18 protein-coding genes are annotated in these 26,266 nt (G+C 70.8%); 14 read left to right on the top strand and 4 right to left on the bottom strand.

Annotated features, from left to right (window positions below):
• The first annotated feature begins 175 nt into the window (after positions 1 to 175).
• Entirely contained in the window at positions 176 to 1,021 is an 846-nt protein-coding gene (locus FM112_RS03635; protein WP_087003624.1) for an alpha/beta fold hydrolase, read from the top strand.
• Positions 1,022 to 1,208: 187 nt separating this feature from the next.
• Here the strand turns inward: FM112_RS03635 and FM112_RS03640 are convergent, their stop codons facing one another.
• Complete coding sequence (locus tag FM112_RS03640) at positions 1,209 to 1,892, bottom strand: hypothetical protein (protein WP_176386652.1); 684 nt, start codon at positions 1,890 to 1,892, stop codon at positions 1,209 to 1,211.
• 184 nt (positions 1,893 to 2,076) lie between these two features.
• On the opposite strand from FM112_RS03640, the gene FM112_RS17080 reads away from it, so the two are divergent.
• Positions 2,077 to 2,577 (top strand): GNAT family N-acetyltransferase, encoded by a 501-nt coding sequence (locus FM112_RS17080; RefSeq protein ID WP_176386653.1) that lies wholly within the window; start codon positions 2,077 to 2,079, stop codon positions 2,575 to 2,577.
• Positions 2,578 to 2,584: 7 nt separating this feature from the next.
• Here FM112_RS17080 and FM112_RS03650 read toward each other — a convergent pair whose 3' ends face one another.
• Positions 2,585 to 4,021, bottom strand: coding sequence for an MFS transporter (locus FM112_RS03650; protein WP_254910358.1), 1,437 nt, complete (start codon positions 4,019 to 4,021; stop codon positions 2,585 to 2,587).
• A 213-nt stretch (positions 4,022 to 4,234) separates the two neighbouring features.
• Between FM112_RS03650 and FM112_RS03655 the strand changes: the two genes are divergently transcribed.
• From FM112_RS03655 to FM112_RS03680, 6 genes are all read left to right on the top strand, one after another.
• Positions 4,235 to 5,551 (top strand): LLM class flavin-dependent oxidoreductase, encoded by a 1,317-nt coding sequence (locus FM112_RS03655; RefSeq protein ID WP_087003637.1) that lies wholly within the window; start codon positions 4,235 to 4,237, stop codon positions 5,549 to 5,551.
• 216 nt (positions 5,552 to 5,767) lie between these two features.
• Positions 5,768 to 7,624, top strand: a complete 1,857-nt coding sequence (dnaK, locus tag FM112_RS03660) for a molecular chaperone DnaK (RefSeq protein WP_087003640.1) — start codon at positions 5,768 to 5,770, stop codon at positions 7,622 to 7,624.
• A 3-nt stretch (positions 7,625 to 7,627) separates the two neighbouring features.
• Entirely contained in the window at positions 7,628 to 8,362 is a 735-nt protein-coding gene (locus FM112_RS03665) for a nucleotide exchange factor GrpE (RefSeq protein WP_087003643.1), read from the top strand.
• Positions 8,363 to 8,446: 84 nt separating this feature from the next.
• Positions 8,447 to 9,421 carry a DnaJ C-terminal domain-containing protein gene (locus FM112_RS03670; protein ID WP_087003646.1) on the top strand — a complete coding sequence of 325 codons (975 nt, stop codon included), beginning with the start codon at positions 8,447 to 8,449 and terminating at the stop codon, positions 9,419 to 9,421.
• A gap of 48 nt (positions 9,422 to 9,469) precedes the next feature.
• On the top strand, positions 9,470 to 9,940 hold the full coding sequence (locus tag FM112_RS03675) for a heat shock protein transcriptional repressor HspR (RefSeq protein ID WP_087003649.1): 471 nt from the start codon (positions 9,470 to 9,472) through the stop codon (positions 9,938 to 9,940).
• 118 nt (positions 9,941 to 10,058) lie between these two features.
• Entirely contained in the window at positions 10,059 to 10,961 is a 903-nt protein-coding gene (locus FM112_RS03680) for a M15 family metallopeptidase (RefSeq protein WP_140400560.1), read from the top strand.
• A gap of 887 nt (positions 10,962 to 11,848) precedes the next feature.
• On the opposite strand, the gene FM112_RS03685 is transcribed toward FM112_RS03680, so the two are convergent.
• The gene (locus FM112_RS03685; protein WP_087003655.1) at positions 11,849 to 13,714 is read right to left on the bottom strand and encodes a DUF2207 domain-containing protein; all 1,866 of its coding nucleotides are present in this window, start codon (positions 13,712 to 13,714) and stop codon (positions 11,849 to 11,851) included.
• A 221-nt stretch (positions 13,715 to 13,935) separates the two neighbouring features.
• Between FM112_RS03685 and FM112_RS03690 the strand changes: the two genes are divergently transcribed.
• From FM112_RS03690 to FM112_RS03715, 6 genes are all read left to right on the top strand, one after another.
• Positions 13,936 to 15,846 carry a DUF2207 domain-containing protein gene (locus FM112_RS03690; RefSeq protein WP_087003658.1) on the top strand — a complete coding sequence of 637 codons (1,911 nt, stop codon included), beginning with the start codon at positions 13,936 to 13,938 and terminating at the stop codon, positions 15,844 to 15,846.
• Between the two features lie 3 nt (positions 15,847 to 15,849).
• Positions 15,850 to 17,262, top strand: a complete 1,413-nt coding sequence (locus tag FM112_RS03695; RefSeq protein WP_087003661.1) for a PucR family transcriptional regulator — start codon at positions 15,850 to 15,852, stop codon at positions 17,260 to 17,262.
• A 149-nt stretch (positions 17,263 to 17,411) separates the two neighbouring features.
• Positions 17,412 to 18,830: an FAD-binding oxidoreductase gene (locus FM112_RS03700; RefSeq protein WP_087003665.1), complete on the top strand. Its 1,419-nt coding sequence runs from the start codon at positions 17,412 to 17,414 to the stop codon at positions 18,828 to 18,830.
• Positions 18,831 to 18,832: 2 nt separating this feature from the next.
• Positions 18,833 to 20,287: a peptide MFS transporter gene (locus tag FM112_RS03705; RefSeq protein ID WP_254910359.1), complete on the top strand. Its 1,455-nt coding sequence runs from the start codon at positions 18,833 to 18,835 to the stop codon at positions 20,285 to 20,287.
• A gap of 223 nt (positions 20,288 to 20,510) precedes the next feature.
• Positions 20,511 to 22,556: a hydantoinase/oxoprolinase family protein gene (locus tag FM112_RS03710; RefSeq protein ID WP_087003671.1), complete on the top strand. Its 2,046-nt coding sequence runs from the start codon at positions 20,511 to 20,513 to the stop codon at positions 22,554 to 22,556.
• On the top strand, positions 22,553 to 24,322 hold the full coding sequence (locus FM112_RS03715; protein WP_087003674.1) for a hydantoinase B/oxoprolinase family protein: 1,770 nt from the start codon (positions 22,553 to 22,555) through the stop codon (positions 24,320 to 24,322). The genes FM112_RS03710 and FM112_RS03715 overlap by 4 nt, the downstream gene beginning before the upstream one ends.
• Before the next feature lie 76 nt (positions 24,323 to 24,398).
• On the opposite strand, the gene FM112_RS03720 is transcribed toward FM112_RS03715, so the two are convergent.
• A complete protein-coding gene (locus FM112_RS03720) occupies positions 24,399 to 26,162 on the bottom strand; it encodes an ABC transporter substrate-binding protein (RefSeq protein ID WP_087003677.1) in 1,764 nt (587 codons plus the stop codon).
• Positions 26,163 to 26,266 lie beyond the last annotated feature (104 nt).

Consider the following 26,266-nt stretch of genomic DNA (forward strand, 5'->3'; position numbering starts at 1 on the left):
TCGGCAGCGTCAGATGTGTATTAGAGACACGCCCCGCCCTGTGTTGGCAACTGACCCATCCTGTCCTGTGTCGGTGCCCGACGAGCCCTGTCCCGCGCCGGCCTCCGACGCATCCTGCCTTGCGGAGGCGCTTGCCGTCCCGCCTCGGTGTCCGCCTCGTGCGAGACTCGCAGGCATGAGCGCAGCAGACCCGATCGACATCTCCCTCCCGGACGGAAGGCGCCTCGCGGGCGCGACGACGGGCCCCGAGACCGGCCGCCCGGTGCTGTTCATCGCGGGGGCCGGCACCGGCAGGAGCATGACGTTCGGGGAGGACCTGCTCGAGGAGCTCGGCGTCCGCCTGCTCACGATGGACCGGCCCGGCATGGCCGGATCGACGGCGGCGGAGGACCGGACCCTCGCATCCACCGCCGAGGACTACCGCGCCTTCGCGACGCGGACCGCCGGCACGGATGCGGTGCCGATCGTCGCGAACTCGCAGGGCGCGGCGTTCGGGCTTGCGGCGGCGGCCGCGGGCTGGCCGACGCGGCTCGTGCTCGTCTCGCCGGCCGACGAGCTCGCGCATCCGCCGATCCGCGCGATGCTGCCCGAGGAGGCGACCGGTCTGGCCGATCTCGCCGCGACGCAGCCCGAACGGGCCGAGGCGGTGCTCCGCGGCTTCACCGCCGAGGCGATGGAGCGCATGGTCCTCGAGGGCGCGGGCGAGGCCGACCGGGCCCGCTACTCGCAGCCGGAGTTCCTCGAGCGGTACCGGCGGGCGCTCGCGGAGGGATTCGCTAACGATGCCCGAGGATACGCGCGGGACACGCTCCTGGCGATGCGGACCTGGCGGATCGACTTCGAGCGCATCGGGTGCCCAGTCGACATCCTCTTCGGCGCCGAGGACCTCGGGCACTCGCCCGATCACGGGGCGACGCTCGCGGGGCGCATCCCCTCGACTCGTCGTGAGGTGCTCCCGGACGCGGGCGGCGCGCTGCTCTGGACGCACGCCCGCGAGGTGCTCGACCGGGCTCTGGCCTGAACGGATCACGACCAGTCGCACGAGGAGTTCCAGGCTGGATGCCCGCCTGCGCCTGACGAGATGCTCGCCCTCGCCTGACGGGACTCGCGCCCGCGCCTGAACGGATGCGTCGCAGTTCGCGGTTATGCGCGGCCCATAACCGCGAACTGCGACGCATCTGCGCGAAGACGGCCGGGCCGCCCCGCGGCTACTTCGCGAGCGCGGTGAAGAACGCCGGGGCCTCGCCCTTGCCGACGCCGAAGTACTCGTGCTGGAACAGCGGGCTCACCACGAGCTTGGGGAAGCGCATGCCGCGCGCGAGCAGCTGCGAGAACTGGTCGCTGCCGCCGCCGGCCGCCTTCATCGCGTCCCACTTGCGGTCGAAGGTGCGCTTGGTGGGGATGTCGTACGCGAGCTCGGCCTTGGGGCGGAACTGCGCGATCTGCTCCTCGCTGAAGGGCACGGTCTTGCGCAGGGTCTTGGCGACCTGGGCGCCGCGGTTCACGAGCTCGCGGGAGATAGCGGCCTCGACGGTCGGCGCACCGAGGCGCTCGGCGACGGCGTCGCCCACCTCGTGCACGAGCACGTGCGCGGCCTCGTGCACGACGCCGATCGAGTCGTAGCCGAGGATGAGGTCGATCTGCTCGTTCGAGGCGAACTCGACGACGCGATCGGCGAGCTGCGCCGCGGCGTCGGACGCCTCGAGGTCGATGCCGTGGCCGAGGTTCTCGGCGCGCGCGGCGCCGAGCGAGTTGGCGACCGCGGCGGGCTCGTCGCCCGTGAACGTCGCCGCGATCACGCGGTGGCCCTCCTCCGTGAGGCGGGCGATGGTGCTGCCGGTGAGCAGCGGGATGTCGGCGACTGCGGCGTGCAGGGCGAGAACGGTGGCCACGATGGTCTCCAGGGTCGAACGGGTGCTGTCCCGCGAAAGCCTAGCCGGGTTCGCGCGCTCGAGGCGCGCGACGCAGCGGCCCGGGCGCGGAAGCGCGGGTGGGACTTCGCGCGGGGCGCCGCCGCCCGCCTCCGCGCGACTTCGCGGGGCCGGCTCGGCGGGGGAATTACAGTGGAGGCCGACTATGAACGAACAGCAGCCGACCCGCGATATCCGCGTCCGCCCCGCGACCCTCGACGACCTCGACTCCCTCGCCCGCATCCACGCGCGGGGCTGGCGCGAGACCTACGGGGGCGTGCTGCCCGAGGGGCTCGTGGCCGAGATGGCCGACGAGGAGCGGCGGATCGCGGCGTGGCGCGAGGATCGCGCCTCCGCGGACGGGCTCTGGCTCGGGCTGGTCGACGGCGAGCCCGCGGGGCTCGCGGAATCGCGCCTCAGCGTCGAGGCGGATGCGCCGCGGCCGCTCGAGCTGCGCAAGCTCTACACGCTCCGGTCCGCGCACGGCTCGGGCCTGGGCGGCATGCTCATCCGCGAGGCGATCGGCGATGCGCCCGCGTGGCTGTGGATGCTCGAGACGAATGCGCGCGCCGAGGCGTTCTACCGCAAGCACGGCTTCGCGCCCGAGGAGCCCCGCGTCGAGCGCGACTGGGGCCACGAGCTCGTCGACATCCGCCTGGTCCGGTAGCGGCCGGCTACGGCACCTGCGCGACTCTGGGCCGGGCCGGCACCGTGAGGAAGATCGCGAGGCCGATCGCGATCGTGAGCAGGATGCCCCACACGCCCGCCTTGGGCACCATGAGCCAGCTGATGAAGGCGAAGTAGAGCAGGTTCGAGAGCCAGCCCGCGGCGCGGCCGGTGGTGGCGTAGAGGCCGAACATCTCGCCCTCGCGGCCCGCGGGCACGGCGCGCGAGAGGTAGGTGCGGGAGGCGGTCTGCGCGGGGCCGACGAAGAGGCACAGCACGAGCGCGATGATCCAGAACGAGAGTTTGGTGTCCGGCGTGACCATCAGTACGAGCCCTGCGAGGATCATCGAGCACAGCGAGAAGATCACGACCGGCTTGGGCCCGAAGCGGTCGTCGAGACGGCCGGCGAGCAGGGTGCCGAGCCCCGCGACGAGGTTGGCGGCGACGGCGAAGTACATGACCTCGCTGCCCGAGAACCCGTAGACCTGGGCGGCGAGCACCGCGCCCCACGCGAAGATCGCGTTGAGCCCGTCGCGGAAGACGGCGCTCGAGAGCAGGAACTGCAGCAGCTTGCGGTCGGTGCGCCACAGCCGCGCGATCGTGCGCCCGAGCTCGATGTACGCGCGCCACAGCGTGATCTTCGGCACGTCCTCGCGCTGCTTCGCCTCGGGCACGCGGCGCAGCAGCGGGATGAGGAAGCCGATGAACCAGATCGCGGCGACGAGGATGGTGAGCCGGATGTTGAGGGCCTGGCCCTCCTCCCCGTCGGGCACGCCGAAGATGCCCGCGCCCGGCGCATCCCCGTTGAAGTTCTGGATGAAGAGGATGAGCACGACGAGCAGCAGCACGATCGAGCCGATGTAGCCGAGGCCCCAGCCCGTGCCGGAGACGCGGCCCACGTTCTTCTCGGTGGCGACCTGCGGCAGCATGGCGTTGTAGTTCACGCCCGCGAGCTCCGAGAACACGACGCCGATCGCCAGCAGCAGCGCGCCGAAGAAGAGGAGCTCCGCGTCGGGGAACACGAAGAACATCGCGAGCATCGCGGCGATCGTGACGCCCGAGAACAGCGCGAGGTAGAACTTGCGCCGCCCGGAGCCGTCGGTGGTGCGGCCGAGGGCGGGGGCGAGCAGCGCGACGATCACGGCGGCCGCGAGGTCGAGGCCGCTCATCACCTGCTGCGAGCCCGCCTGCGCCGCCTGGTAGACGGGGTTGGTCGGGTCGGCCTGGCCGAGCGCCACGACCTCGGGGTCGAGGAAGAGGTCCGAGGCCAGATAGGTGGCGAACACGAAGGTGACGACGACGGCCTGGAAGGCCGAGTTGCCCACGTCGTACATCTGCCACGCGAATGCGCGGCGACGCTGCTCGCGCGGGGCGACGCGCTCGCCGTCCATCGTGGTCAGCAGCTCGTCCTGCTCGCCGGGCTCCGGCGTCGTTGGGGTGCTCACAGGGCGGAGTCTATGCGGTCGGGGTGACGGGGCGCCGCCGCGGCTGCCGTTCCGGATGCGCATGGGTCGCAGAACCCGTATATGACGATGCGCGCGCTATTCGCATCCGGAACGGCAGCCGATGCGCGTACGGGGCTGTACCGCCGCCGACATGAACGGCTAATTTAGGTTAGGCAACCCTAAATAAACCGGCCGAGACCGCATCGGAGAGTCATGTTCCAGGACCGTCAGATCCACCTGTCCCTGTTCGCCCTGCCCCACGGCCAGCTCGCCTCGGCCTGGCGGCTGCCGGAGATCCCCGAGGGCAGCACGAACGATCTCGGCCAGTACGCCGAGGCCGCGCGGATAATCGAGGACGCGAAGTTCGACGCGTTCTTCATCGCCGACAAGCTCGCCGCCGGCGCCGACGGGAGCTGGCGATACGGGCCGCCGGTGGACGCGTTCGAGCCGTTCTCGCTGGGCGGCGCTCTCGCCGCGCTCACCGAGCGGCTCGGCATCATCGCGACGGCCTCGACCACTTTCCAGCACCCCTACCTCGTCTCGCGGCACGTGCTGGCGCTGGATCATCTCTCGCGGGGGCGCGCGGGATGGAACATCGTCACGAGCTACTCGCCCGACACGGTGGCGAACTTCGGCGGGGGCGAGCACCTGCCGCACGACGAGCGCTACGAGATCGCGGAGGAGGCGATCGAGGTCGTGCGCGGCCTTTGGCGCAGCTGGGATGAGGATGCGGTCGCGTGGGATCGCGAGGGCGGCGCCTACACTCGCGAGGGCGCGGTCCGCCCGATCGACCACCGTGGCCGCTACTTCACGGTCGAGGGGCCGGGGGAGTTCCGCCGCTCCGCGCAAGGGGAGCCGGTGCGCGTGCAGGCGGGCTCCTCGCCGCGCGGCGTGGCGTTCGCCGCCGCCCACGCGGAGGTCGTCTTCACGGCGCAGACCACGCTGCAGGCGGGGCGGGCCTTCGCCGAGCAGCTGCGCGGCGAGGTCGAGCGCGCGGGTCGGCGCCAGGACGAGGTGCTCATCACGCCCGGGTTCTCGTACGTCATCGGCTCGACGGACGAGGAGGCGCGGCGGACGCACGAGGCCCTGCTCGACACCGTGCAGCCGGAGCACATCCTCGGCAGCATCCGCGACGTCGTGCAGGTCGACCTCCGCGAGTACCCGCTCGACGGCCCGGTGCCGCCGCTGCCGGATCCCGAGACGGCGCAGGGGCACCGGTCCCGGCTGGCCGTCTACAGGCGGATCGCCGAGACCGAGGGGCTCAGCCTCCGCGAGTTCGCCCGGCGGGTGGCGGGGCAGCGCGGACACCATCAGATCGTCGGCTCGCCGGAGCGGATCGCGGACGAGATGCAGCGCTGGTTCGAGTCGGCGGCGGCCGACGGCTTCAATCTGATGCCCTACACGATCCCGGGCCAGCTCCGCGAGTTCGCGGAGCATGTCGTGCCGATCCTGCAGGATCGCGGCCTGTTCCGGCGGGAGTACGAGGGGTCGACGCTCCGCGAGCACTTCGGGCTGCCGTACCGGGGCTGAGCGGGCGGGCGGGGTGAGGCGGTGGACAGGGTCGTGCTCGTGTTCCCGCAGCGCGACCGGAAACTTGAGTCGCCCTCACTCAACTCTCAGGTTCCCAAACTTGACACGACTCGGCTCAAGAGTAACCTTGAGTCAGGTCAACTCAGGGTTGGCGGTTTTGAAAGCCGGCTCGGGTGAGCACCGCAGACCAAGCCTCAACGTAGTGAAGGAGAACACATGTCTCGTGCCGTTGGTATCGACCTCGGAACCACGAACTCCGTCGTATCTGTCCTCGAGGGTGGCGAGCCGAAGGTCATCGCCAACGCCGAGGGCATGCGCACGACCCCCTCGGTCGTCGCGTTCGCCAAGGACGGCGAGGTGCTCGTCGGCGAGACCGCCAAGCGCCAGGCCGTCACGAACGTCGACCGCACCATCTCGTCGGTGAAGCGCCACATCGGCACCGACTGGACGCAGACGATCGACGACAAGAAGTACACGCCGCAGGAGATCTCGGCCCGCATCCTGGGCAAGCTCAAGCGCGACGCCGAGACCTACCTCGGCGAGACCGTCTCGAGCGCCGTCATCACCGTGCCCGCCTACTTCAACGACGCCGAGCGCCAGGCCACCAAGGAGGCCGGCGAGATCGCGGGCCTCGAGGTGCTCCGCATCATCAACGAGCCCACCGCCGCGGCCCTCGCGTACGGCCTCGACAAGGGCAAGGAGGACGAGCTCATCCTCGTCTTCGACCTCGGCGGCGGCACGTTCGACGTCTCGCTGCTCGAAGTCGGCAAGGACGAGGACTTCTCGACCATCCAGGTGCGCGCCACCGCCGGCGACAACCGCCTCGGCGGCGACGACTGGGACGCCCGCATCGTGGAGTTCCTCATCAAGGAGTTCAAGAGCCAGACCGGCGTCGACGTCTCGAACGACAAGATCGCGCTCAAGCGCCTCACCGACGCCGCCGAGCAGGCGAAGAAGGAGCTCTCGAACTCGACGAGCACCTCCATCCAGCTCCCCTACCTCTCGCTCACCGAGAACGGCCCCGCCAACCTCGACACGAGCCTGAGCCGCGCGAAGTTCGAGGAGCTCACCAAGGACCTCCTCGACCGCACCAAGAAGCCCTTCAACGACGTGATCACCGAGGCCGGCGTCAAGGTCGCCGACATCGACCACGTCGTGCTCGTCGGCGGCTCGACCCGCATGCCCGCGGTCACCGAGCTCGTCAAGCAGCTCACCGGCGGCAAGGACCCGAACAAGGGCGTGAACCCGGACGAGGTCGTCGCCGTGGGTGCGGCCCTGCAGGCCGGCGTCCTCAAGGGCGAGCGCAAGGACGTGCTGCTCATCGACGTCACCCCCCTGAGCCTCGGCATCGAGACCAAGGGCGGCATCATGACCAAGCTCATCGAGCGCAACACCGCGATCCCGACCAAGCGCTCCGAGACCTTCACCACGGCCGAGGACAACCAGCCGTCGGTGCAGATCCAGGTGTTCCAGGGCGAGCGCGAGTTCACCCGCGACAACAAGCCGCTCGGCACCTTCGAGCTGACCGGCATCGCCCCGGCGCCCCGCGGCATCCCGCAGGTCGAGGTCACCTTCGACATCGACGCGAACGGCATCGTCCACGTGTCGGCCAAGGACAAGGCGACCAACAAGGAGCAGTCCATGACCATCTCGGGCGGCTCGAGCCTCCCGCAGGAGGACATCGACCGCATGGTCAAGGAGGCCGCCGAGCACGAGGCCGAGGACAAGAAGCGCCGCGAGGCCGCCGAGCAGCGCAACCTCGCCGAGTCCACCGCGTACCAGGTCGAGAAGGTCATCCAGGAGAACGACGAGAAGCTCCCGGCCGACGTGAAGAACGAGGTGCAGGCGGACGTCGACGCGCTGAAGACCGCGCTCGCGGGCGATGACGACGACGCGGTGAAGACCGCGTTCGAGAAGCTCAACGAGTCGCAGCAGAAGCTCGGCCAGGCGATCTACCAGCAGGAGGCCGCCGCGGGCGAGGCTCCGCAAGCCCCCACCGAGGGCGAGAGCGGCGAGGACGACATCGTCGACGCCGAGGTCGTCGACGACGAAGACGAAGAGAAGAAGAACTAGCCGATGAGTGAGCAGAACCCGAACGAGCACGAAGAGCCGATCATCCGCGACAAGCGGCGGATCGACCCGGAGACCGGGAAGGTTCGCGAGCCGGAGGCGCAGGATGCGGCCGAGCCCGCGGACGCGGCCGAGGAGGCTCCGGAGACGGAGGCCTCCGAGGCCGCGGACGGGGCCGCCCCCGACGCGGACGAGGACGAGCTCGCCGAGACCATCTCGGAGGAGGACCTCCAGGCGCTGCTGAACGAGGCGATGAGCGCATCCGCCGCGTCCGACTCCCCGGCGGCCGAGGGCGAGGAGCCCGCGGCCGCCGGGGAGGCGCGGGGTACCGGCGAGCACCTCGAGGACCTGCGGCGCGTGCAGGCGGAGTACGCCAACTACCGTCGCCGCACCGACCGCGAGAAGGCGGAGCTGACCGACGTGGCCGCCGCGAACATCGTGAAGCAGTTCCTCCCGGTGCTCGACGACCTCGGCCGCGCGGAGGCCGCGGGCGACCTGCCCGAGGGCAGCGCGCTCCAGGTCATCGTCGCGAAGTTCTACGCGACCATCGAGAAGCTCGGCGTGGAGACCTACGGCGAGAAGGGCGAGCCCTTCGACCCGAGCATCCACGAGGCGGTCGCGCAGCTGCCGAACCCCGAGGTGGCCGAGCGCACGATCGCGGACGTGATCGAGGTCGGCTACCGCATCGGCGAGCGCGAGATCCGTCCCGCCAAGGTCGCGGTGTTCACCCCGGCCGAATAGCGGCGAAGCGGGTGGGGTCTCGCTCCGCCGGGACCCCACCCGCCCGGTCATCGCTGGGCATGACTGAGAACTAAGGAGCAGTGCATGGCGAGCCAGGACTGGTTCGAGAAGGACTTTTATCAGACGCTCGGCGTCGACAAGGACGTGTCCGAGGGCGACCTCAAGAAGACGTACCGCAAGCTGGCGCGGAAATACCACCCCGACTCGAACCCGGGCGACACTGCCGCGGAGGAGAAGTTCAAGGAGGTCTCCGAGGCCTACGACGTGCTCTCCGATCCCGAGACGCGCAAGGAGTACGACCAGATCCGCGCGATGGGATCCGGCGCGCGCTTCGCCGCCGGCTCGGGCGGCCCCGGAGGCGCGAGCGGCTTCGAGGACCTCTTCGGCGGCATGTTCGGCCAGGGCGGCGGCTACTCGAGCGCCGGCCGCGGCGGGGGCTTCCCCGGCGGCTACGAGGATCTCTTCGGCGGCATGTTCGGCGGCGGCGCAGGCTTCCAACGGGGCCCGCAGAAGGGCGCCGACCAGCGGGCATCCACCACCCTGAGCTTCATGACCGCGATCCGCGGCGACACGATCGACCTGCAGGCCGGCGACGGCCGCGTCATCACCGCCCGCATCCCCGCGGGCGTGCGCGACGGCCAGAAGATCCGGCTGCGCGGCAAGGGCCAGCCCTCGCCGAACGGCGGAGAGCCCGGCGATCTCATCCTCGAGGTCTCGGTGCGCCCGCACCCGGTGTTCAGCCGCGACGGCGACAACATCGAGATCGCCGTGCCGATCACCTTCGCCGAGGCGGTCAAGGGAGCGAGGATCGAGGTGCCCACGATCGACGGCGGCACCGTCAAGCTCAAGGTCCCGCCGTTCTCGCAGTCCGGCAAGCGCATGCGCGTGAAGGGCCGAGGCGTCGAGACGAAGAAGCACAAGGGCGACATGGTCGTCCGGCTCGAGGTGGTCGTGCCGAGCCGCCTCACGCGCGAGCAGGAGGAGGCGCTCGACGCCTTCATCGCGGCATCCCCCGCGGACGACCCGCGCGAGGACCTGCTGCGCGAGGCGCGCAGCTAACCCGGCACGATCCACCCGCAGGCATGACCAGCAGAACAGGAGGCGACGATGACGACGACACCACCGCGGCACGAACTCGACGAGGACGCGCCGGTGTTCTCGATCGCCGTCGCCGCCGAGCTCGCGGCGATGCACCCGCAGACGCTGCGCCAGTACGACCGCCTGGGGCTCGTGGTCCCCGAGCGCACCTCCGGCCGCGTGCGCCGGTACTCGCTCGCCGATATCGCGAAGCTGCGCGAGATCGGCGAGCTCTCCGAGGCGGGCGTCGGCCTGGAGGGCATCGTGCGCGTCATCGAGCTCCGCCAGGAGGTGCGGATGCTGCGCAGGCGGATGCGCGAGCTCGAGCACGAGCTCGCCGAGGAGCGGCTCAACCGGCAGCGGGTCTTCGCCGCGGGCCACGGCGAGATCATCGCCCTCGCGCCCGGCACTCGCGTGCGTGCGCGCAACGAGATCGTGCTGTGGGATCCGCGTCGAGCCCGGCTCGAGCACGACGAGGATCTGGGCCCCGACGCGGAGTAGACCTCCGCGCGGAGCGTCAGCGGCCCCCTTCGGGCCGCATGTGGGAAGCTGAACCGGCCGCAGCCGCGGCCGCGCCGGAGGAGGTCTCCGACGCCGCTCGAGTTCGAGGAGACCCACAGTGACGGCAGACCGCGAGTCCCGCAGACGAAGCGCCTCATCCGGCGAGATCGCGATGCTCGGGATCAGCCTCGTGCTCGTCGCCGGCCTCGTGGTCGGCATCGGCGCCGTCGCGGGCTGGGGTGCCGAGGCGCAGGCGCTCACCGTCGTGCCGAGCACGGCGAGCGCGGCTCCCGAGCCGACCGCGTCCGAGCCGCCGGCCGAGCCGACTCCCACCGGTACCGATCCGGCGGACGCGCCGGAGGAGACCCCCGAGGAGACGGGGGAGCCCGGCACCGTGGCCGGCTACGACGGCCCCTACGACATCACCACCGCCTCGAGCGAGACCGTGCTCGTGAACAAGCGCGTGCCCCTCGACCCCGAGGACTACGCGCCCGAGCCGCTCGTGCGGCTCACCGACATCGACGTGCCCTCCATGAACGACCACTCGCTGCGCGAGGATGCGGCGTACGCGGTCAAGGAGCTGTTCGCGGACGCCGAGGCGGCGGGCCTCATGCTCGACGCCACGAGCGGCTACCGCGACTACGCGCTGCAGACCGACCTCTACTACGGCTACATCGACGAGATGGGCCAGGAGGCCGCCGACGAGACGAGCGCCCGCCCCGGCTACAGCGAGCACCAGACGGGGCTCGCCATCGACATCTCCGACCCGGGCGAGGCGCCCGACTGCATCCTCGCCGAGTGCTTCGGCGAGACCGAGGCGGGGCAGTGGCTCGAGGAGCACGCGTGGGAGTACGGCTTCATCCTGCGCTACCCCGAGGGGCTCGCCGATGTGACCGGGTACGAGTACGAGCCCTGGCACTTCCGCTTCATCGGGGTGGAGGCGGCCGCCGCCTTCCACGAGTCGGGCGCCGCGACCTACGAGGAGTTCCTCGGGCTCGACCCCGCCCCCGACTACGAGTAGCCGCGTCCGGGCCGCCGCGCGCGGGCGCCGCGTCCCTCGGGCGCGGGCGCTGTGCCCCTCCGGGCGCGGGCGCTGTGCCTTCTGGGCGCGGGCGCTGTGCCCGGATGTGGTCGCTGCGTTCTGGGCGTGGTTTTCGCGCTCCCGGTGTGGTCGTCGATCTGGGTGTGGACGCCGCGGTTGCTCCGGTCGCAGCCCCTCCGGTCGCGGCTGCTCCGGTCGCGGCTGCTCCGGTCGCGGCTGCTCCGGTCGCGGCTGCTCCGGTCGGCTGTCGCGGAGCCGGACGCTCGTGGCGGGTTCAGTTATCCGCGGCGGATTCGGCTGATCCTGGCTGAGACGGATGGCGCTGGGAAGCCGCATACGTGGCTGGTGCTGCTATGCGTCCCATCCGGGGCTGTTTGCTCGGCTGTCGCGCCGTTCTGGGGTGAATAGCCGGCGGCAGTCGCATATGTGGATGGCGGCGCTATGCGTCCCATTCCGGGTGTTCGCTCATCCGTGATGACGTCGTTTCTGGGATGTATGGCCGGTGGGAGTCGCATATGCGGCCGGTGCTGCCATGCGTCCCATTCCGGGCGCTCACCCGCGGTGGCGCCTTTCTGGGGCGTATGGCCGAAAGGAACCGTCTATCTCGCTGGCGGAGCCATGCAGCCCACCCGCGCCGCTGTGCCGCCACCGCCATCGGCGTAGCGCCCCTGTCCGCGCTACCGCGCCGCTACCCGATCCGTGCCGTCACCCCATCCGCGCCACTGTGCTGCCACCCGATCCGTGCCGCCACCCTCATCCGTCGCACCGTCGCACCGTCGCACCGTCGCACCGTCGCACCGTCGCACCGTCGCACCGTCGTGTCATCCGAATCGCCGCACCGTCGCGCCATCCGAATCGCCGCGCCGCTACCGGCCGCCCACCGAGCCGCCGCCGAACCCGCCTCCCGCGAATCCGCCGCCGCCGAACCCGCTCGCGGAGGCCCCGCCGCCCGAGTCGCCGCCGACCGAGGCGGAGGAATCGGCGGCCGTGCGGACGTTCGCGAGCGCGAGCGGGAAGTACTGCATCGACTGGCCGGGCAGCCACGCGGGCGTGTAGTCCGCCTGCTCGTAGTGGTGCTGCAGCTCCTCGGTCCAGGACCTCTCGAGCCCGAGCAGCACCGCGTAGGGCAGCAGCCGCTCGTAGACGTCGACGACCCGGCGCTCGTCGACCTCCACGCGCTCGGCGGTGCCGGCGCCCTGGAGCATCTGCAGGCGCTCGGCCTCCGAGAGCTTCATGTATTCGCGCAGCCCGTCGAGCCGCTCCTTCGCCGCAGCGCCTGCGTCGGTGCGCAGCGTCACCGGCACGCAGGCCCCGACGATGAGGATCGCGATCGCGGCGATCCCCGCGCCGATGGCCCAGGGCGCCAGCCGTTCGGTGGCGGCGGGGAGCAGCAGGATGGTGGCGACGACCGCCGCGACCACGGCGACCGCGCCCGCGATGAGCGTCCGGCTGCGGGCGCGCATCGCGGTCTTGGACTCGGCGAGGAGCCCCTCGTCGACCGCGGCGTCCGCGGTGCTCGTGGTGAAGCGCTCGTAGCCCTTGCCCACGGTCTCGTTCGCGTCGAGCGAGACTGTGCCGCCGTCGCCGATGAAGAGCGCGGTGTCGACGAACCGCCGCTCGAGCGGGTGCAGGCGGTCCGTGCTGCCCGTCTTGCGCAGGAGCGGCTTCTTCAGCGCATCCTTCCCGTCCCCGGGCTCGTCCCCGCCCTCCTCGATCTGGAGCACGCCGTTCACGCCGGCCCAGAGCACCGCCGCGGGGAACGCGTTGCCCTGGAGCGTGGGGATGAGCCGCGCCGCGAGATGCGGCGGCAGCTCCTCGTCCGGCTCGTAGCGGGGGATGACGGTGCCGCCGCGCGCGTGCCGGCTCGCGCGGAACTGGAAGAGCAGGAGGATCAGCGCCGCGAGGGCGGTCGCCGGCCCCGCCGCCGCGATGAGGTAGGGGCGCCAGCCCTGCTCCTCGAACAGCGTGAGCTCGGGCACCGTGCCCGGCTCGAAGCCGAGGTCCACGGTCACGGTCTCGTCGGCCGCGAGCGGCCCGGCGGCGTAGGAGTAGGCGAGGCCGCCGTCGTCGAGCTCCACGGCCTCGAGCTCGCACGGCGAGGAGTCGTCCGCGGCGCCGCGGTAGCAGGAGGCGTCGCGGAGCATCGCGCCGGCGAGCTCGGCGTCCACGCGGATCTCGGCGGCGAACTGCTCGATGGTCTGCGGGTGCTCGGTCGGCAGCAGGTTCGGGTAGAACTCCTGCACGGACTCGTCGTCGATGGTCGCGATGACGTCGGACAGCGAGTACTCGATCACGTAGGTGGTCTCGCCGTGCACGTAGTCGTCGTCGCCGATCTCGAGCGTCACCTCGCCGCCGCCGTGCGAGGACTCGAAGGGCACCGGATCGCCGTGCTCGTCGAAGACCTGCGCGGCGCCGAAGAGCATCTGCCCGTCGCCGAGCGCAAGGGGGATCGAGCGGATGATGCCCCTGTTCTGATCGTGCTCCGGGAAGTCGGCGACGACGGTCTCGGTCACCTCGACCACCGACGTCGTGTGCACCTCGGGCCCGGCGCCCGGGCCCGGATGCCGGAGGCTCAGGTCCATCTCCACGGTCCAGCTCGAGAACGTGAAGTCCTCCACGTCGGCGCGCGCGGATGCGGCGCCGGGGAGGGTCGCCGCGAGGGCGGCGAGCAGGATCGTGCAGAGCACGATCGCGAGCGAGCGGTGGGGACGGCGAACGCGGGCTGCGGTCATGCTTCCTCCTCGTCGGGTGGGCACATCCTATGGGGCCGGGCTGAGGCCGGCCGTGCCGCCGGCCTCGGCCCCGGCGCCGGCCCCGATGCCGGCCTTGGCTCCGGAGCCCGGCACCGGTGCCGGCCTCGGCCCCCCGCCCCGGCCCCGGCACCCGTCCCGGCCCCGGCGATCCGACGGCGGACGGACGAGGCGGCGCGCGCCGGTCTGCAAGACTGGAGCGCATGCGTGCCTCACCCTCCGCCATCCGCCGCATCCGCGCCCTCCCCGGGCTGATCCTCCTCGCGGCGCTCCTGCTCGTGACCCTGCCGGGGCTCGCCCCGCCCGCGAAGGCGGATGTCGAGGACTTCTCGTTCTCGAGCTGGCACACCGACATCGAGGTGAGCGTCGAGCAGGGGCCGTTCGGCGGCGACATCGTGCGCTCGCACTTCACCGAGACCATCGTCGCCGACTTCCCGGAGTTCGATCAGAACAAGGGCATCGTGCGGGCGATCCCGGTGCGGATGGGCGAGCAGACCATGCGCATCGAGGACATCTCGGTCACCGACGGGGCGGGGAACCCCGTGCCCTTCGAGCAGTCGCAGGGGCACGGCTCGCAGGACATGGAGCTCTCCCTCGGCGACGACGACTACGTGCACGGCGAGACCACCTACGTGATCGAGTACTCGCTCGTGAACACGATGCGGGACTACGGGTACGGCTGGCAGAAGTACTCGCCGAACCTCGTGCCGCCCTACCGCGATCAGCCCATCCACGAGTTCTCGGCCGACGTGCACCTGCCGACCGAGCTCATGCAGCACGCCGAGTCGATGCGGGAGAGCGAGGACCGCTACGAGGGCGTGAACGGCCTGAACATCGTCTGCTACCAGGACAGCCTCTACAGCACCGGCACGGGCGACTGCGAGGTATCGATGACGGAGGACGGCGCCACGACGACCCTGTCGATCGCCCCCGTGGACATCGAGCGCGAGGCGGTGACGCTCGACGTGTCCTTCGCAGACACGGCCACGAACACCGGCTCGGCGCTCAACGCCCTCACGTGGCCGCAGCTCGTCGCGCTCCTCGTCTTCCTCGGCACGATCGTGCTCGCGGCGATCGCGATCACCGTTCGCATCCGCGGGCAGCGCGCCAAGCCGCTCGGGCCGGTGATCACCCGGTACTCCACCGACATCGAGCCGGTGCGGGCGAGCATCCTGCTCGCCAACGGCGCCAAGAAGAAGGGGGCCGGAGCCTTCGCGCCGAACGTGCTCTTCGCGGCCGTGCGGGGCGTGCTCCGCATCGAGCCCGACGAGGGGCGGAAGCCCTCCGAGAAGCGCACCACGCTGCGGCTGATCGGGGATATCGGCAGGCTGCCCTCGGTCACGCGCAAGTTCGTGAGGACGGTGCTCGCGCTGAGCGAGCGCGAGGGCTCGACGCGCACCATCGGCTTCCGCGATGCGAGCTTCGCGAAGCGCTGGGACCAGTTCCTCGACGAGCAGTACAAGGCCGCGCAGGAGTCGGGCGACATCGGCCCCTCCGCGCCGGAGCGGACCAGGAAGATCTTCGTGGTGGTCTCGCTGCTGATCATGGTGGGCGCAGCGCTCTGGGTGGTGCTCGGCTGGGCGCACGTCAGCGAGGACCTCATGGCGGGCCCGCTCATCGCCGCCGTCCTCGGCATCGCCGCGCTCATCTGGATGCTGAGCGCCCTCAGCTCGTCCACGATCCGCCTCACCGAGCAGGGGCAGCAGGCGTTCGAGGAGCTGCAGGGGCTCAAGCAGTACATCACGCTCGCGGAGGCCGAGCGGCTCGCGGCCCTGCAGGACGCCCACACCGCCGAGCGCACCGAGGCGGAGGGGCGGACCGTGATCCAGGTCTACGAGCGGCTGCTGCCCTACGCCGCGCTGTTCGGGTACACGCGCTCCTGGTCCACGATCCTCGGCCAGTGGTACGAGCACGAGCGCACCTCGCCGACGTGGATGCCCGACACCACGCCGGTGAGCAGCCTGCACACGAACATCAGCCACCTCGAGACCTCCGCGCGCGCCTCCGTCGTCTACGAGTCGAGCAGCAGCGGGGGCTATTCGGGCGGCGGCTCGTTCTCGGGCGGCGGCTCCGCGGGCGGCGGCTTCGGCGGCGGCTCGGTGGGCGGCCGGTAGACGGTGGCCGCATCGGATGAGGTGCTCAAGGTCGCCGACCTCGTCTCCACCGCGAGCCTCAACGTGCGGGTGCTCGCCGGCGAGGCCGGGATCGGCCGCGAGGTGCTCTGGGCCCACAGCTGCGAGCTGAGCGACCCGGAGCGCTGGCTGGGGCCGCACGAGCTGCTCATGACCGTGGGGCTCTGCGTCCCCGCCGAGCCCGAGGAGCAGGCGGCGTTCGTCGGCCGTCTCGACGATGCGGGGCTCGCGGGCATCATGATCGGCGATCACGACACCGCGCCGGCCATCACGAGGCCGCTGCTCGAGGAGGCCGACCGGCGCGGGTTCCCGGTGCTGTCGGTGGTGAGCGAGACTCCCTTCGCCGTGGTGGCCCGACATGTGGCGTCGGGCACCTCCTCGGCGCAGATCCAGCAGGTGCTCAAGCTGAGCAAGCTCTACCAGGTGGCGACGAACGCGGACGACGACGCAGCGGCGCTCGTGCGCGACCTCGTCTCGCTGCTCGGGGTGGGCATCCGCGTCGAGGACCGGCTCACCGGGCTGACGATCGTGGAGGCCAACCCGACCGTGCCCGCGGGGCAGTCGCTGGAGACGCGCAGCTATCCGCTCCGCGGCACCTACGAGGCGGACCTGCATCTCGCGGAGTTCCCCCGAGAGCCCCTCGACGGCTTCCTCCTGGTGCACCTGCTCAAAGTGCTCGAGGTCAACATCGACCGGATCATGGGGGCGTTCACGCACTGGGCCGAACGCTCCGCGCGGGCGATGACCGGCCTGCTCAACGGCACCGTGACGGCCGAGGCCGAGGAGCTGCTCGGCGACGTCTCGCTCGCAGACGGGTTCCAGGTCGCCGCCTTCGGCGGGCGGGTGGCGCCGCACGTGGCACGGGGCGTCGTGCTGCAGCGCATGACCGTGATCGTGGGGCGCTCGCGGGTCGCGCACCTCGCGCTGATCCCGCATCGCGAGCTCGCCCGCTTCCGGGAGTTCGTGGAGGGGACGGGGAAGACCTTCGGAGTCTCCTCGACGTTCACCGACCTCCGCGATGTCCGGTCGGCGGCGGAGGAGGCGGGCCGGGTGCGCTCGGCCGGGCGGCACGGCGGTCGCAGCTGGGTGGAGTTCGAGGGCACCACGATCTCGGTGCTCGCCCGCTCGCAGCGCGAGGCGGAGGAGATCGTGGTCGGGGTGCTCGGCCCGCTCGCCGACCCGGACGGGCACGCCGACAAGCTGCGGGAGACGCTCTTCGCGTTCCTGCGCAACGACCGGCGCTGGCGCGAGACCGCCGAGGAGCTCGGCGTGCACCGGCAGACGCTCTCCTACCGCCTCAAGCGCATCGAGGAGGAGACCGGGCTCGACGTGTCGAGCTCCGCGGACCTCTCCTCGATGTGGATCGCGTACCAGGCCTGGCAGCAGACCCGCACCTAGTCTCGGCAGTTGTTCAAGTGGATGAAAACCTTGTCCGTATGTGAATCAAGTCGTATAGGAGGGCGATCGACGATGGCCTAGCGTCGGATGCGCATTCAAGGACGCCGGCGGCACCGGCGTCCGCGTCGTATTCCAAGGAGTCATCCCTCATGTCCGCCATCCTCAACGGAGAGGTCTCGCACTGGATGCGGTCGGCCTCGCCCCGTCGCTACCACTCGCCCCTGCCGGACGAACGGCAGGATCTGCTCATCGTCGGCGCCGGGCTCACCGGGCTCTGGGCCGCCTACTTCGCGGCCAAGGAGCATCCCGACTGGAAGATCACCGTCGTCGAGGCGAAGCGGGTCGGCTACGAGGCCAGCGGCCGCAACGGCGGCTGGATGTCCACGCTGCTGCCCGGCAACCGCGCGGTGTGGGCCAAGCGCGTGAACAAGCAGGGCGGGGACGGCATCGCCGCCATGCGTGAATTCCAGCAGGCCGTGAACGCGAGCATCCACGAGGCGCTGGACATCATGCGCCGGGAGGGCATCGACGCCGGCCAGGCGCAGGGCGGCAACCTCCACGTCGCCCAGACCCCGGCCGGCTACGCCCGGCTCAAGGGCAAGTACGAGACCGACCTGCGGTACGGCTACTCGCCGGAGGACATCCGCCTGCTCGACGCGGAGGAGACGCGCGAGCGGATCAACGTCGACGGCGCCCTCGGCTCGCTCCACTACCAGCACACGACCGCGGTCGATCCCGCCCGGATGGTGGCGGGGCTCGCGGAGGCCGTCGACCGCCTCGGCGTGCGCATCTGCGAGGAGACCGCGGCCACGCGCGTCGAGAAGCAGCACGTGCTCACGAACCGCGGACCGGTCATCGCGAACACCATCTTCGTCTGCGCCGAGGCGGCGACGGGCAAGATCGAGAGCGCGCTGCCCGGCTTCGGGCCGCGCGAGGTGATCCCGGTCAACTCCTCGATCATCGCCACCGAGACGCTGCCGGAGCGGTTCTGGAAGCGCATCGGCTGGGACGAGCGGGACTGCCTCATGGACTCCGCGCACACCTTCATCTACGCGCAGCGCACGCAGGACGACCGCATCGCGATCGGCGGGCGCGGCACACCGTACTTCTTCGGCTCCAAGCTCACGGGCGAGGGCGAGGTGGACGAGCGGACGATCCGGAGCCTGCGGCAGAAGCTCGCGCAACTCTTCCCCGGCGAGACGCTGCCGATCGCGCACGCGTGGCGCGGCTCGATCGGCGTGACCCGCGACTGGTGCGCCGGCCTCTTCTTCGATCGGGAGAGCCGCGTGGGCGTGGTTCGCGGCTACGCCGGGCACGGCGTGAGCTCCACGCTGCTCGCGGCGAAGACCCTGCTCGACCGGGCCGAGGGTCGCAGCACCGAGCTCGTCCGGATGCCGTGGAACGACCACCGGGCGAAGAAGTGGGAGCCCGAGCCCATCCGCTGGCTCGGCGTGCACACGATGTACCGGCTGTTCGAGTACGCCGATGCGCAGGAGGCCCGCTCCGGCAAGCCGAAGACCTCGCTCATCGCGCAGTTCGGCTCGCGACTGGCGGGGCTGCACGAGTGAGGGTGCAGACCGAGACCCGCGCCGTCAGCGTCCACCACCTGCCCCGCACGGTCTGGGGCATGGCCTTCACCGAGCTGTGGGAGCGCTTCTCGTTCTACGGGTTGCAGGGCATCCTGTCGTTCTACCTGCTCTACTCGCTCGTCGACGGCGGGCTCGAGCTCGGCCCCGCCGCCGCTGCCGGCATCGTCGGCGCCTACGGCGGTGCGGTGTATCTCGCGCAGCTGCTCGGCGCCTGGCTCGGCGAGCGCGTCATGAGCCCGAAGTGGATGGTGTTCTGGGGCGGGGTGATCATCACGCTCGGGCACGTGGCGCTCGCGGCGCTGCCGGGCATCCCCGGGCTCACCGCGGGCCTGCTGCTCATCGTGCTGGGCACCGGGACGCTCAAGACCAACATCACCGCGATCGTCGGGCTGGTGCTCGCGGGGCGCACCGAGGCCCAGCGCGACGTGGGCTTCGCGTACTTCTACATGTCGATCAACGTCGGCGCGGTCGTCGGACCGCTGAGCACCGGCTTCGTGCAGAACGAGTGGGGCTTCCACTGGGGCTTCGGGCTCGCGGCGGTCGGCATGCTCGCGGCGCTCGTCCAGTACGTGTTCTCGATGCGTCGCCTGCCGGAGGAGGCGAGCCTGGTGCCGCGGCCGATCTCGGGCGGGAGGCTGCTCGGCATCGGCGGCTTCGCGCTGCTCGTGGTCGTCGCGCTCGGCGCGGTCTGGGCGTTCGAGCTGGTCCGCGCCGAGCAGCTCGCCGGCATCGTCACCGCGGCCGTGCTGATCGCGGCCGCGTGCTACTTCGTCATGATGCTCACCTCGAGGAAGGTGACCGCGGACGAGAAGCGCCGGGTGGGCGCCTATCTGCCGCTCTTCCTCGCGGCGGGCATCTACTTCGGTCTGCTCTTCCAGCAGTTCACGACGATCTCGATCCTCATCGCGGAGCGGGTGGACCTGCGGATCGGGGAGTGGAGCTTCCCCGTGGCGTGGATCACGATGATCAGCCAGCTCGCCGCGGTGGTCGTGACGCCGCTCATCGCGCAGATCTGGGGCAAGAGCGGTACCAGGGGGCCCGGCGCCCCGGCGAAGTTCGGCATCGGCCTCATCCAGATCGGCCTCGCCTACGTGCTCATGCTCGTGGTCCTGCAGGTGTTCCCCGGCGCGGCCGTGCCGCTCCTGCCGATCATCGTCGTCATGATCGTCGCCGGTTCGTCCGAAGTGTTCGTGGGCCCCATCAGCCTGTCGCTGTCGACCCGCATCGGACCGGAGGCGTTCAAGTCGCAGCTCGTGGGGCTCAACTTCCTGACGCTCGCGCTGGGCTCGTCGTTCTCGGGCCTGCTCGGGCAGCTGTTCTCGATCACGGACGACGTGACGTACTTCCTGCTGGTCATCGCGATCGGCGTCGTGCTCGGGGGCGCGCTCTGGCTGGCGCGCAAGCCGCTGCAGCGGGGGCTGTTCGCGGGGCTCTAGGAGGAGGGCCTTCCACGGGGGAGCCGATCGGCCTGCGCGGCCGGTCGGCTCCTTCGTCTTCTCCGGGACCCCGATCACCGATTACGTATTTCCTACGAGGCGCCCTGGTCACCGCCTTGATTGTCTCGAAGCACCCCTTCCACGAAGGCGTGGAACCCGGCCGGCCCTCGACGCAGAGGACGGCGGGGCATCCGAGGGGCACGATGCAGTGTTAAGGAATGCAATGTTTCGAGTTGGTGTAGACATCGGTGGGACATTCACCGACCTCTATGCGTGGGACGAGGAGAATCCGACGAATTCGGGGGTGCGGACGGCGAAGGTGCTGTCGACGCCGCAGGACCCGTCCCTCGGCGTGATCGATGCGCTGGAGAAGGCGGAGATCCTACCCGCCGAGATCTCCACGCTGGTGCACGGGACGACGATCGGGACCAATGCCCTGATCGAGCGCAAGTATCCGGATCCCGCGCTGATCACGACGAGCGGCTTCCGGGATGTGCTCGAGGTGGGGCGGCAGCGCCGGCAGGCGCTCTACGACCCCTACCAGGTGAAGCCGAAGCCGCTCATCTCCCGTCGCAACCGCTATACCGTCGTGGAGAAGATGGGCGCGGACGGCGAACCGGTGAAGCCGATCGACCGCGAGGAGCTGCTCGAGGTGGTGGCGGAGATCCGCGATCGGGGTATCAAGAACATCGCGATCGCGTTCATCAACGCGTATCAGAACGGCGAGCACGAGCGGATCGCGCGCGAAGCGGTGCTGGAGCTGATCCCCGACGCCTCGGTGGCGCTCTCCTCCGAGACGCGGCCGAAGCTCCGGGAGCTGGGCCGCTTCACCACCACCGCCATCCGCGCGGCGCTGCTACCCGTGGTCGGCGATTACATGGCCCGCCTCGAGCAGCAGCTGAAGTCCCAGGGGTCCACCGCGCCGCTCTACATCGTCAAGAGCAACGGCGGGATGATGAGCAGCGCCGCCGCCAAGCAGCGCCCCGAGGAGCTCATCGAGTCGGGGCCGGCGGGCGGGGTCGCGGCCGGCGCCTACATCGGGAGGCTGCTCGACCTGCCCAACCTCATCGTCACCGATGTGGGCGGTACGAGCTACGAGGCCGCGCTGCTCGAAGACGGGCGGGGACTCGTCACCGACGAGTACGAGCTCGAGTGGGAGATGCCCGTCATTGTGCCGATGCTCGACATCCGCAGCATCGGGGCGGGCGGCGGCTCGATCGCGTGGATCGACGACGGCGGCTCGCTGCGGGTCGGACCGCAGAGCGCCGGCTCGGTGCCGGGCCCGGCCTGCTACGGGCGCGGCGGCGAGAACCCCACGGTGACCGACGCCAACCTGGTCCTGGGACGGATCAGCCCCGATCTCGGCGGCAAGTTCGAGCTCGACCTCGCCGCGGCGGAGTCGGCGGTCGGCGGTCTGGCCGAACGGCTCGGCATGACCGTGCCGGAATGCGCGGAGGGCATCATCCGCGTCGTCAGCGAGGGCATGGCGGGCGCGATACGGATGGTGTCGAGCGACCGCGGCCGCGACCCCCGGGACCACTCGCTGGTCGCGTTCGGCGGCGCGGGAGGGCTGCACGCCTTCGAGGTCGCCAAGGCCGCTGGGGTCGAGCAGATCGTCGTCCCGCCCTACGCCGGGGTCGCCTGCGCCTTCGGCGCGATCACGATGGACGTGCGGCACGACCTCGAGACGACGTTCTACTCGCCGCTGGAGGGCGCGGACTTCGCCGCCCTCAACGCCGAGTTCGAGGCGCTCGAGGAGCGGGCGCGCGAGCTGCTCATCGCGGACGGCGCGGATCCCGATACGGCCGTGCTGGACCGCTCCGCCGCGATGCGATACATCGGGCAGTCGTACGAGGTCACCACCCCGCTCCCGTCGGGGACGCTGGGACCGGACTCCGTCGACGAGGTGCTGCGGGCGTTCTACGCCGAGCACGAGCGGGAGTACGGCCTCTACTCGACCGAGTTCCCGGTCGCGCTCGTGAACCTCCGGGTCACCGCGGTGGGCCTGACGCAGAAGCCCAGCGACGACTCGATGGCCGGCTCCGCCGCGGAGGCGAACGTCGAGCCGAAGACCCGGACGGTCTTCTTCGACGGCGAGTTCCAGGAGATCCCGGTCTACGACTCCCAGGCCGTCGCCTCCGGGCTCAGGATCGAGGGGCCGTCCATCGTCGAGCAGAAGGACGGGGTCGTCGTCATCCCCGCCGATGCGGTCGCGCGCATCGATCAGTACGGACACATCATTCTCCAGAGCAAGGGAGCGCAGTCATGACCACCGCCCAGCGCCATACGCAACTCGACCCGGTGACCTTCGAGGTCATGCGCAGAGGCTTCGAATACTCCTGCGAGCGGATGTCCCAGGTGCTGCAGAAGTCCTCGTTCTCGCCGATCATCTACGACATGGTCGACTTCTCGAACGCGGTCTTCGATGCGGACGTCGAGCTCATCGGCCAGACGGCCAACTGCCCGGTCCACATCGCCGCGATGCATTTCAGCGCGAGGGCCTCGCTCGAGCGATTCCCCCGCGAGGGTCTGCGCGAGAACGACGTCGTCGTGCTCAACGACCCGTACATGGGCGGCACGCACACCCCCGATGTCACGCTGACCGCGCCGATCTTCTTCGAGGGAGAGATCATCGCCTTCGCGGTATCGCGCGCCCACTGGACCGACGTGGGCCAGGGAATGGACACCCACATCGCCGGCGAGGGCCTCCGGCTGCCTCCGAACAAGCTCGTCGCCGAGGGCGAGATCGACCAGGACATCGTCGCGATCATCAAGAACATGTCCCGCACGCCGCAGTACGTCGAGGGCGACATCCAGGCGCAGATCGGCGCGCTCTGGGCGGGACGGGACGAGATCCTCCGGCTCGCGCGCAAGTACGGCGCGGAGCGGCTGCGCCAGGGCATGCGGGACGTGCTCGACTACACCGAGACGATGACCCGTCGGGCGATCGAGCGGATCCCGGACGGCGAGTACGAGGGCGCCGACTACGTCGACAGCGACGGATACAGCGACGAGCCGGTCAGGGTCCGGGCGCGACTCGAGGTGCGGGGCGATCGCATCCACGTCGACCTCACCGGCTCCGATCCGCAGGTGGAGGGGCCGATCAACTCGCCCTGGGCGAATACGGTGTCGGCGATCTACTACTCGCTGAAGTTCTTCCTCAACCCCGACGCCCCTGCGAACGCGGGCATGTACCGGCAGATCGACATCACCATCCCCGAGGGCACCTGGCTGAACCCGCGCTGGCCGGCACCCACGCTCGGATGCACGACGGCGTCCTCATCGAAGGTCACCGGATCGATCTGGACCGCGCTGGCCCACGCGATCCCCGACCGGATCGTGGCCTCCACCTACGCGGAGGCGAACTGGTTCACCGCCAGCGTGTCGGATCCCGGAACGCGCGAGGTGCACGTGTTCTCGGACCTGCCGGCCGGAGGCTGGGGAGGGACGCCGTTCAACGACGGCATGCACGTCACGCAGGATCCGCTCGGCAACTGCCAGAACCTGCCCGCAGAGACGGCCGAGCTGCTCTTCCCCATCCGGTACAACGCCTTCGAGATGCTGACCGATTCGCCCGGCGCCGGAAAGTACCGGGGAGGGGCGGGGGTGCGGCTCGAGGTCGAGTTCATCGGCCGCGGCCAGATCATCACGATGGAGTCCTCCCGGACCAGGGAAGGCTCTCCCGGAACGAACGGAGGATTGCGCGGAGCGCGGCAGAAGCAGCAGCGCCGACGCTCGGACGGCGCGCTCGAGACGATCGGCGGAACCGACGACGCCTCGGGCGAATGGCTGCCGCAGATGCTCGGCGGCGTGCACTTCCGGCCGGGCGAGGCCTTCGTGTTCGAAAGCGGCGGCGGCGGGGGCTGGGGCGATCCGCTCGAGCGCGACGAGCGCGCCGTGCTCGATGACGTCCGCAACGAGATCATCTCGGCGGCGACCGCGCTGGACGCGTACGGCGTGGTGGTGACCGACGGCCTCGAGCTCGACGAGGGGGCCACCGAATCGGTTCGCGCCGAGCGCGCCCGCGCCGAGTAGGGCGCGGCGCGCGAGCGCCGGGGCCGCATCGCGAGTCGCCCGCCGCGATGCGGCCCCGCCGCGTGCCGCAGGGGGCTCAGCGCGTCCAGGGCGGCGCGCGGAATCTGCCGGCTGCGTAGATCCGCGGGTGGATCAGGACATCCTGCCCGTCCTGGATCTGGAAGACCGTGTGCGCCTGGGCGAGGGACGGATCCTCGGATGTGCTGCCGAGCCCGAGCGTGCCCCCGCCCGGGGTCTCGAAGCTGTAGGGCCCGTTGACCCCGCGGTGGCGCGTCTCCAGAAGACGCGCCGCGACGGCGTCGAAGTCGGACGGGTCGCTCTGCCCCCACGCCTGGGCGAGCACCTCGACCCGGTCGAAGCTGAGCCCGGCGTGCGATCGCCCGGGCTCCACGCCGAATCGCCGCCGGTACTGCTCGACGAATCGCGCGCCGACCCGGTCGGAGTAGGTGCCCGTCGTCGTGGCCCAGATGATCCCCTCGGCGCCGTCGCCGAGCCGGTGCTTGAACTCGGGGATGGACGGCGCATAGACCGCGTGCACCAGCGCGTCCGCCCCTCGGCGGAGGAACTCCGCCATGAACGCGGCGTGATCCTCGACGAAGTAGCTCGCGAGCATCACCGCGGCCGGTCGTCGCCGCGCCGCCTCCACGGCGGCATCGGACCAGTTCGACGGGCTGCCCGTGCGGCCGTCCGCCACCGAGACGGTCTCGACCTCCCAGCCGTGCCGCTCGCCGAGCCGCTGCGCCGGGAGCACCCCGAAATCGACGATCGCCCAGTCGCTCTGCTGCACGACCATCAGCCGGGGCGAGCCGGGGCGCCAGAGGCCCGCCGCGCGGAGATCCGTGGCGTGCTTCACGAAGCCGGGCGCGTAGTCCGCATCCGGAGGGCAGAACTGGAACACGCCGCGGTAGCGGTCGCGATCGGCCGAGACGAATCGCTCGGTCGCGGCGGAGGCGGAGGAATGGAGGAAGGGGATCCCCTCGACCCCGCTGCGGTCGATCGCGACGAGCTGATGCGCGAAGTATCCGGAGGTGACCGCCTCGACGCCGCGCCGGATCAGCCGGTCGAGGCCGCCTCGCAGGGAGCGCTCGTCATCGATGTCGACGCCGACGGGAAGCAGGTTCAGGCTCCTGCCCCGGATGCCGCCGCGCGCGTTGATCTGCTCCACGGCGAGGAGCGCTCCGCGGAGCATCGCGTTCCCGTCGTCGGCGGCCCGACCGGCTCTCGGGATGAGTGCGCCGATCGTGAGCGGGCTCTGCACAGGAGTGCGCGGGGAGAGCAGGCCGTCGTCGCGGCGGCGCCCCTTGGAAGCGGCGATCCGGGCGAGCGTCAGCGGCAGGGCGCCGATGTCCTCGACGGGCAGCGGAAACCGCAGCAGCGACTGGTTGTACGCGGTCGCGCCGACCTGCGCGCGGTTCGTCGCGCCGAGTTTGCGCATGAGGTTGGTGACGTGCGTGGTCACGGTTCGCAGGCTCAGCACGAGCCCCTCGGCGATGTCCCGATTCGAGCATCCGGCCGCGATGAGCGTCACGATGTCGAGCTCGCGCGGGCTCAGGCCGTATGCGAGCTCCCGCAATCGCCACGCGTGGACCCGACAAGCCGGTCCGTCCGGAAGCATCTCGCGGATGAGGTCGACCTGCCAGTGCTCCCGAGCCAGGCTCGTGCTCCAGACGAAGCCGACGTGCAGGCAGCGCTCGTAGAGCAGCCCCTGCGCGAGCTCGACGAGCTCGGCGGGTACCGGGACGAGCGGCTCGCCGAGGGCAGGTGCGACGGAGCCGTCCGAGCGGACGATCGCCTCGATGCGGTCCGCCGGATGGGCGCGGTTCGGTGTTTCGTCTGCCATGGACACCTCGTCGTGGGAGCGAACCGGAGATGCGCTTCGGCATCATGCGGTTCCCCGAACGTAGGCGCTCGAGGTCGAGATGGCCATGAGAATCCGGTACAGAT

It is taken from the genome of Gulosibacter sp. 10 (assembly GCF_900163695.1).
GTDB lineage: Bacteria > Actinomycetota > Actinomycetes > Actinomycetales > Microbacteriaceae > Gulosibacter.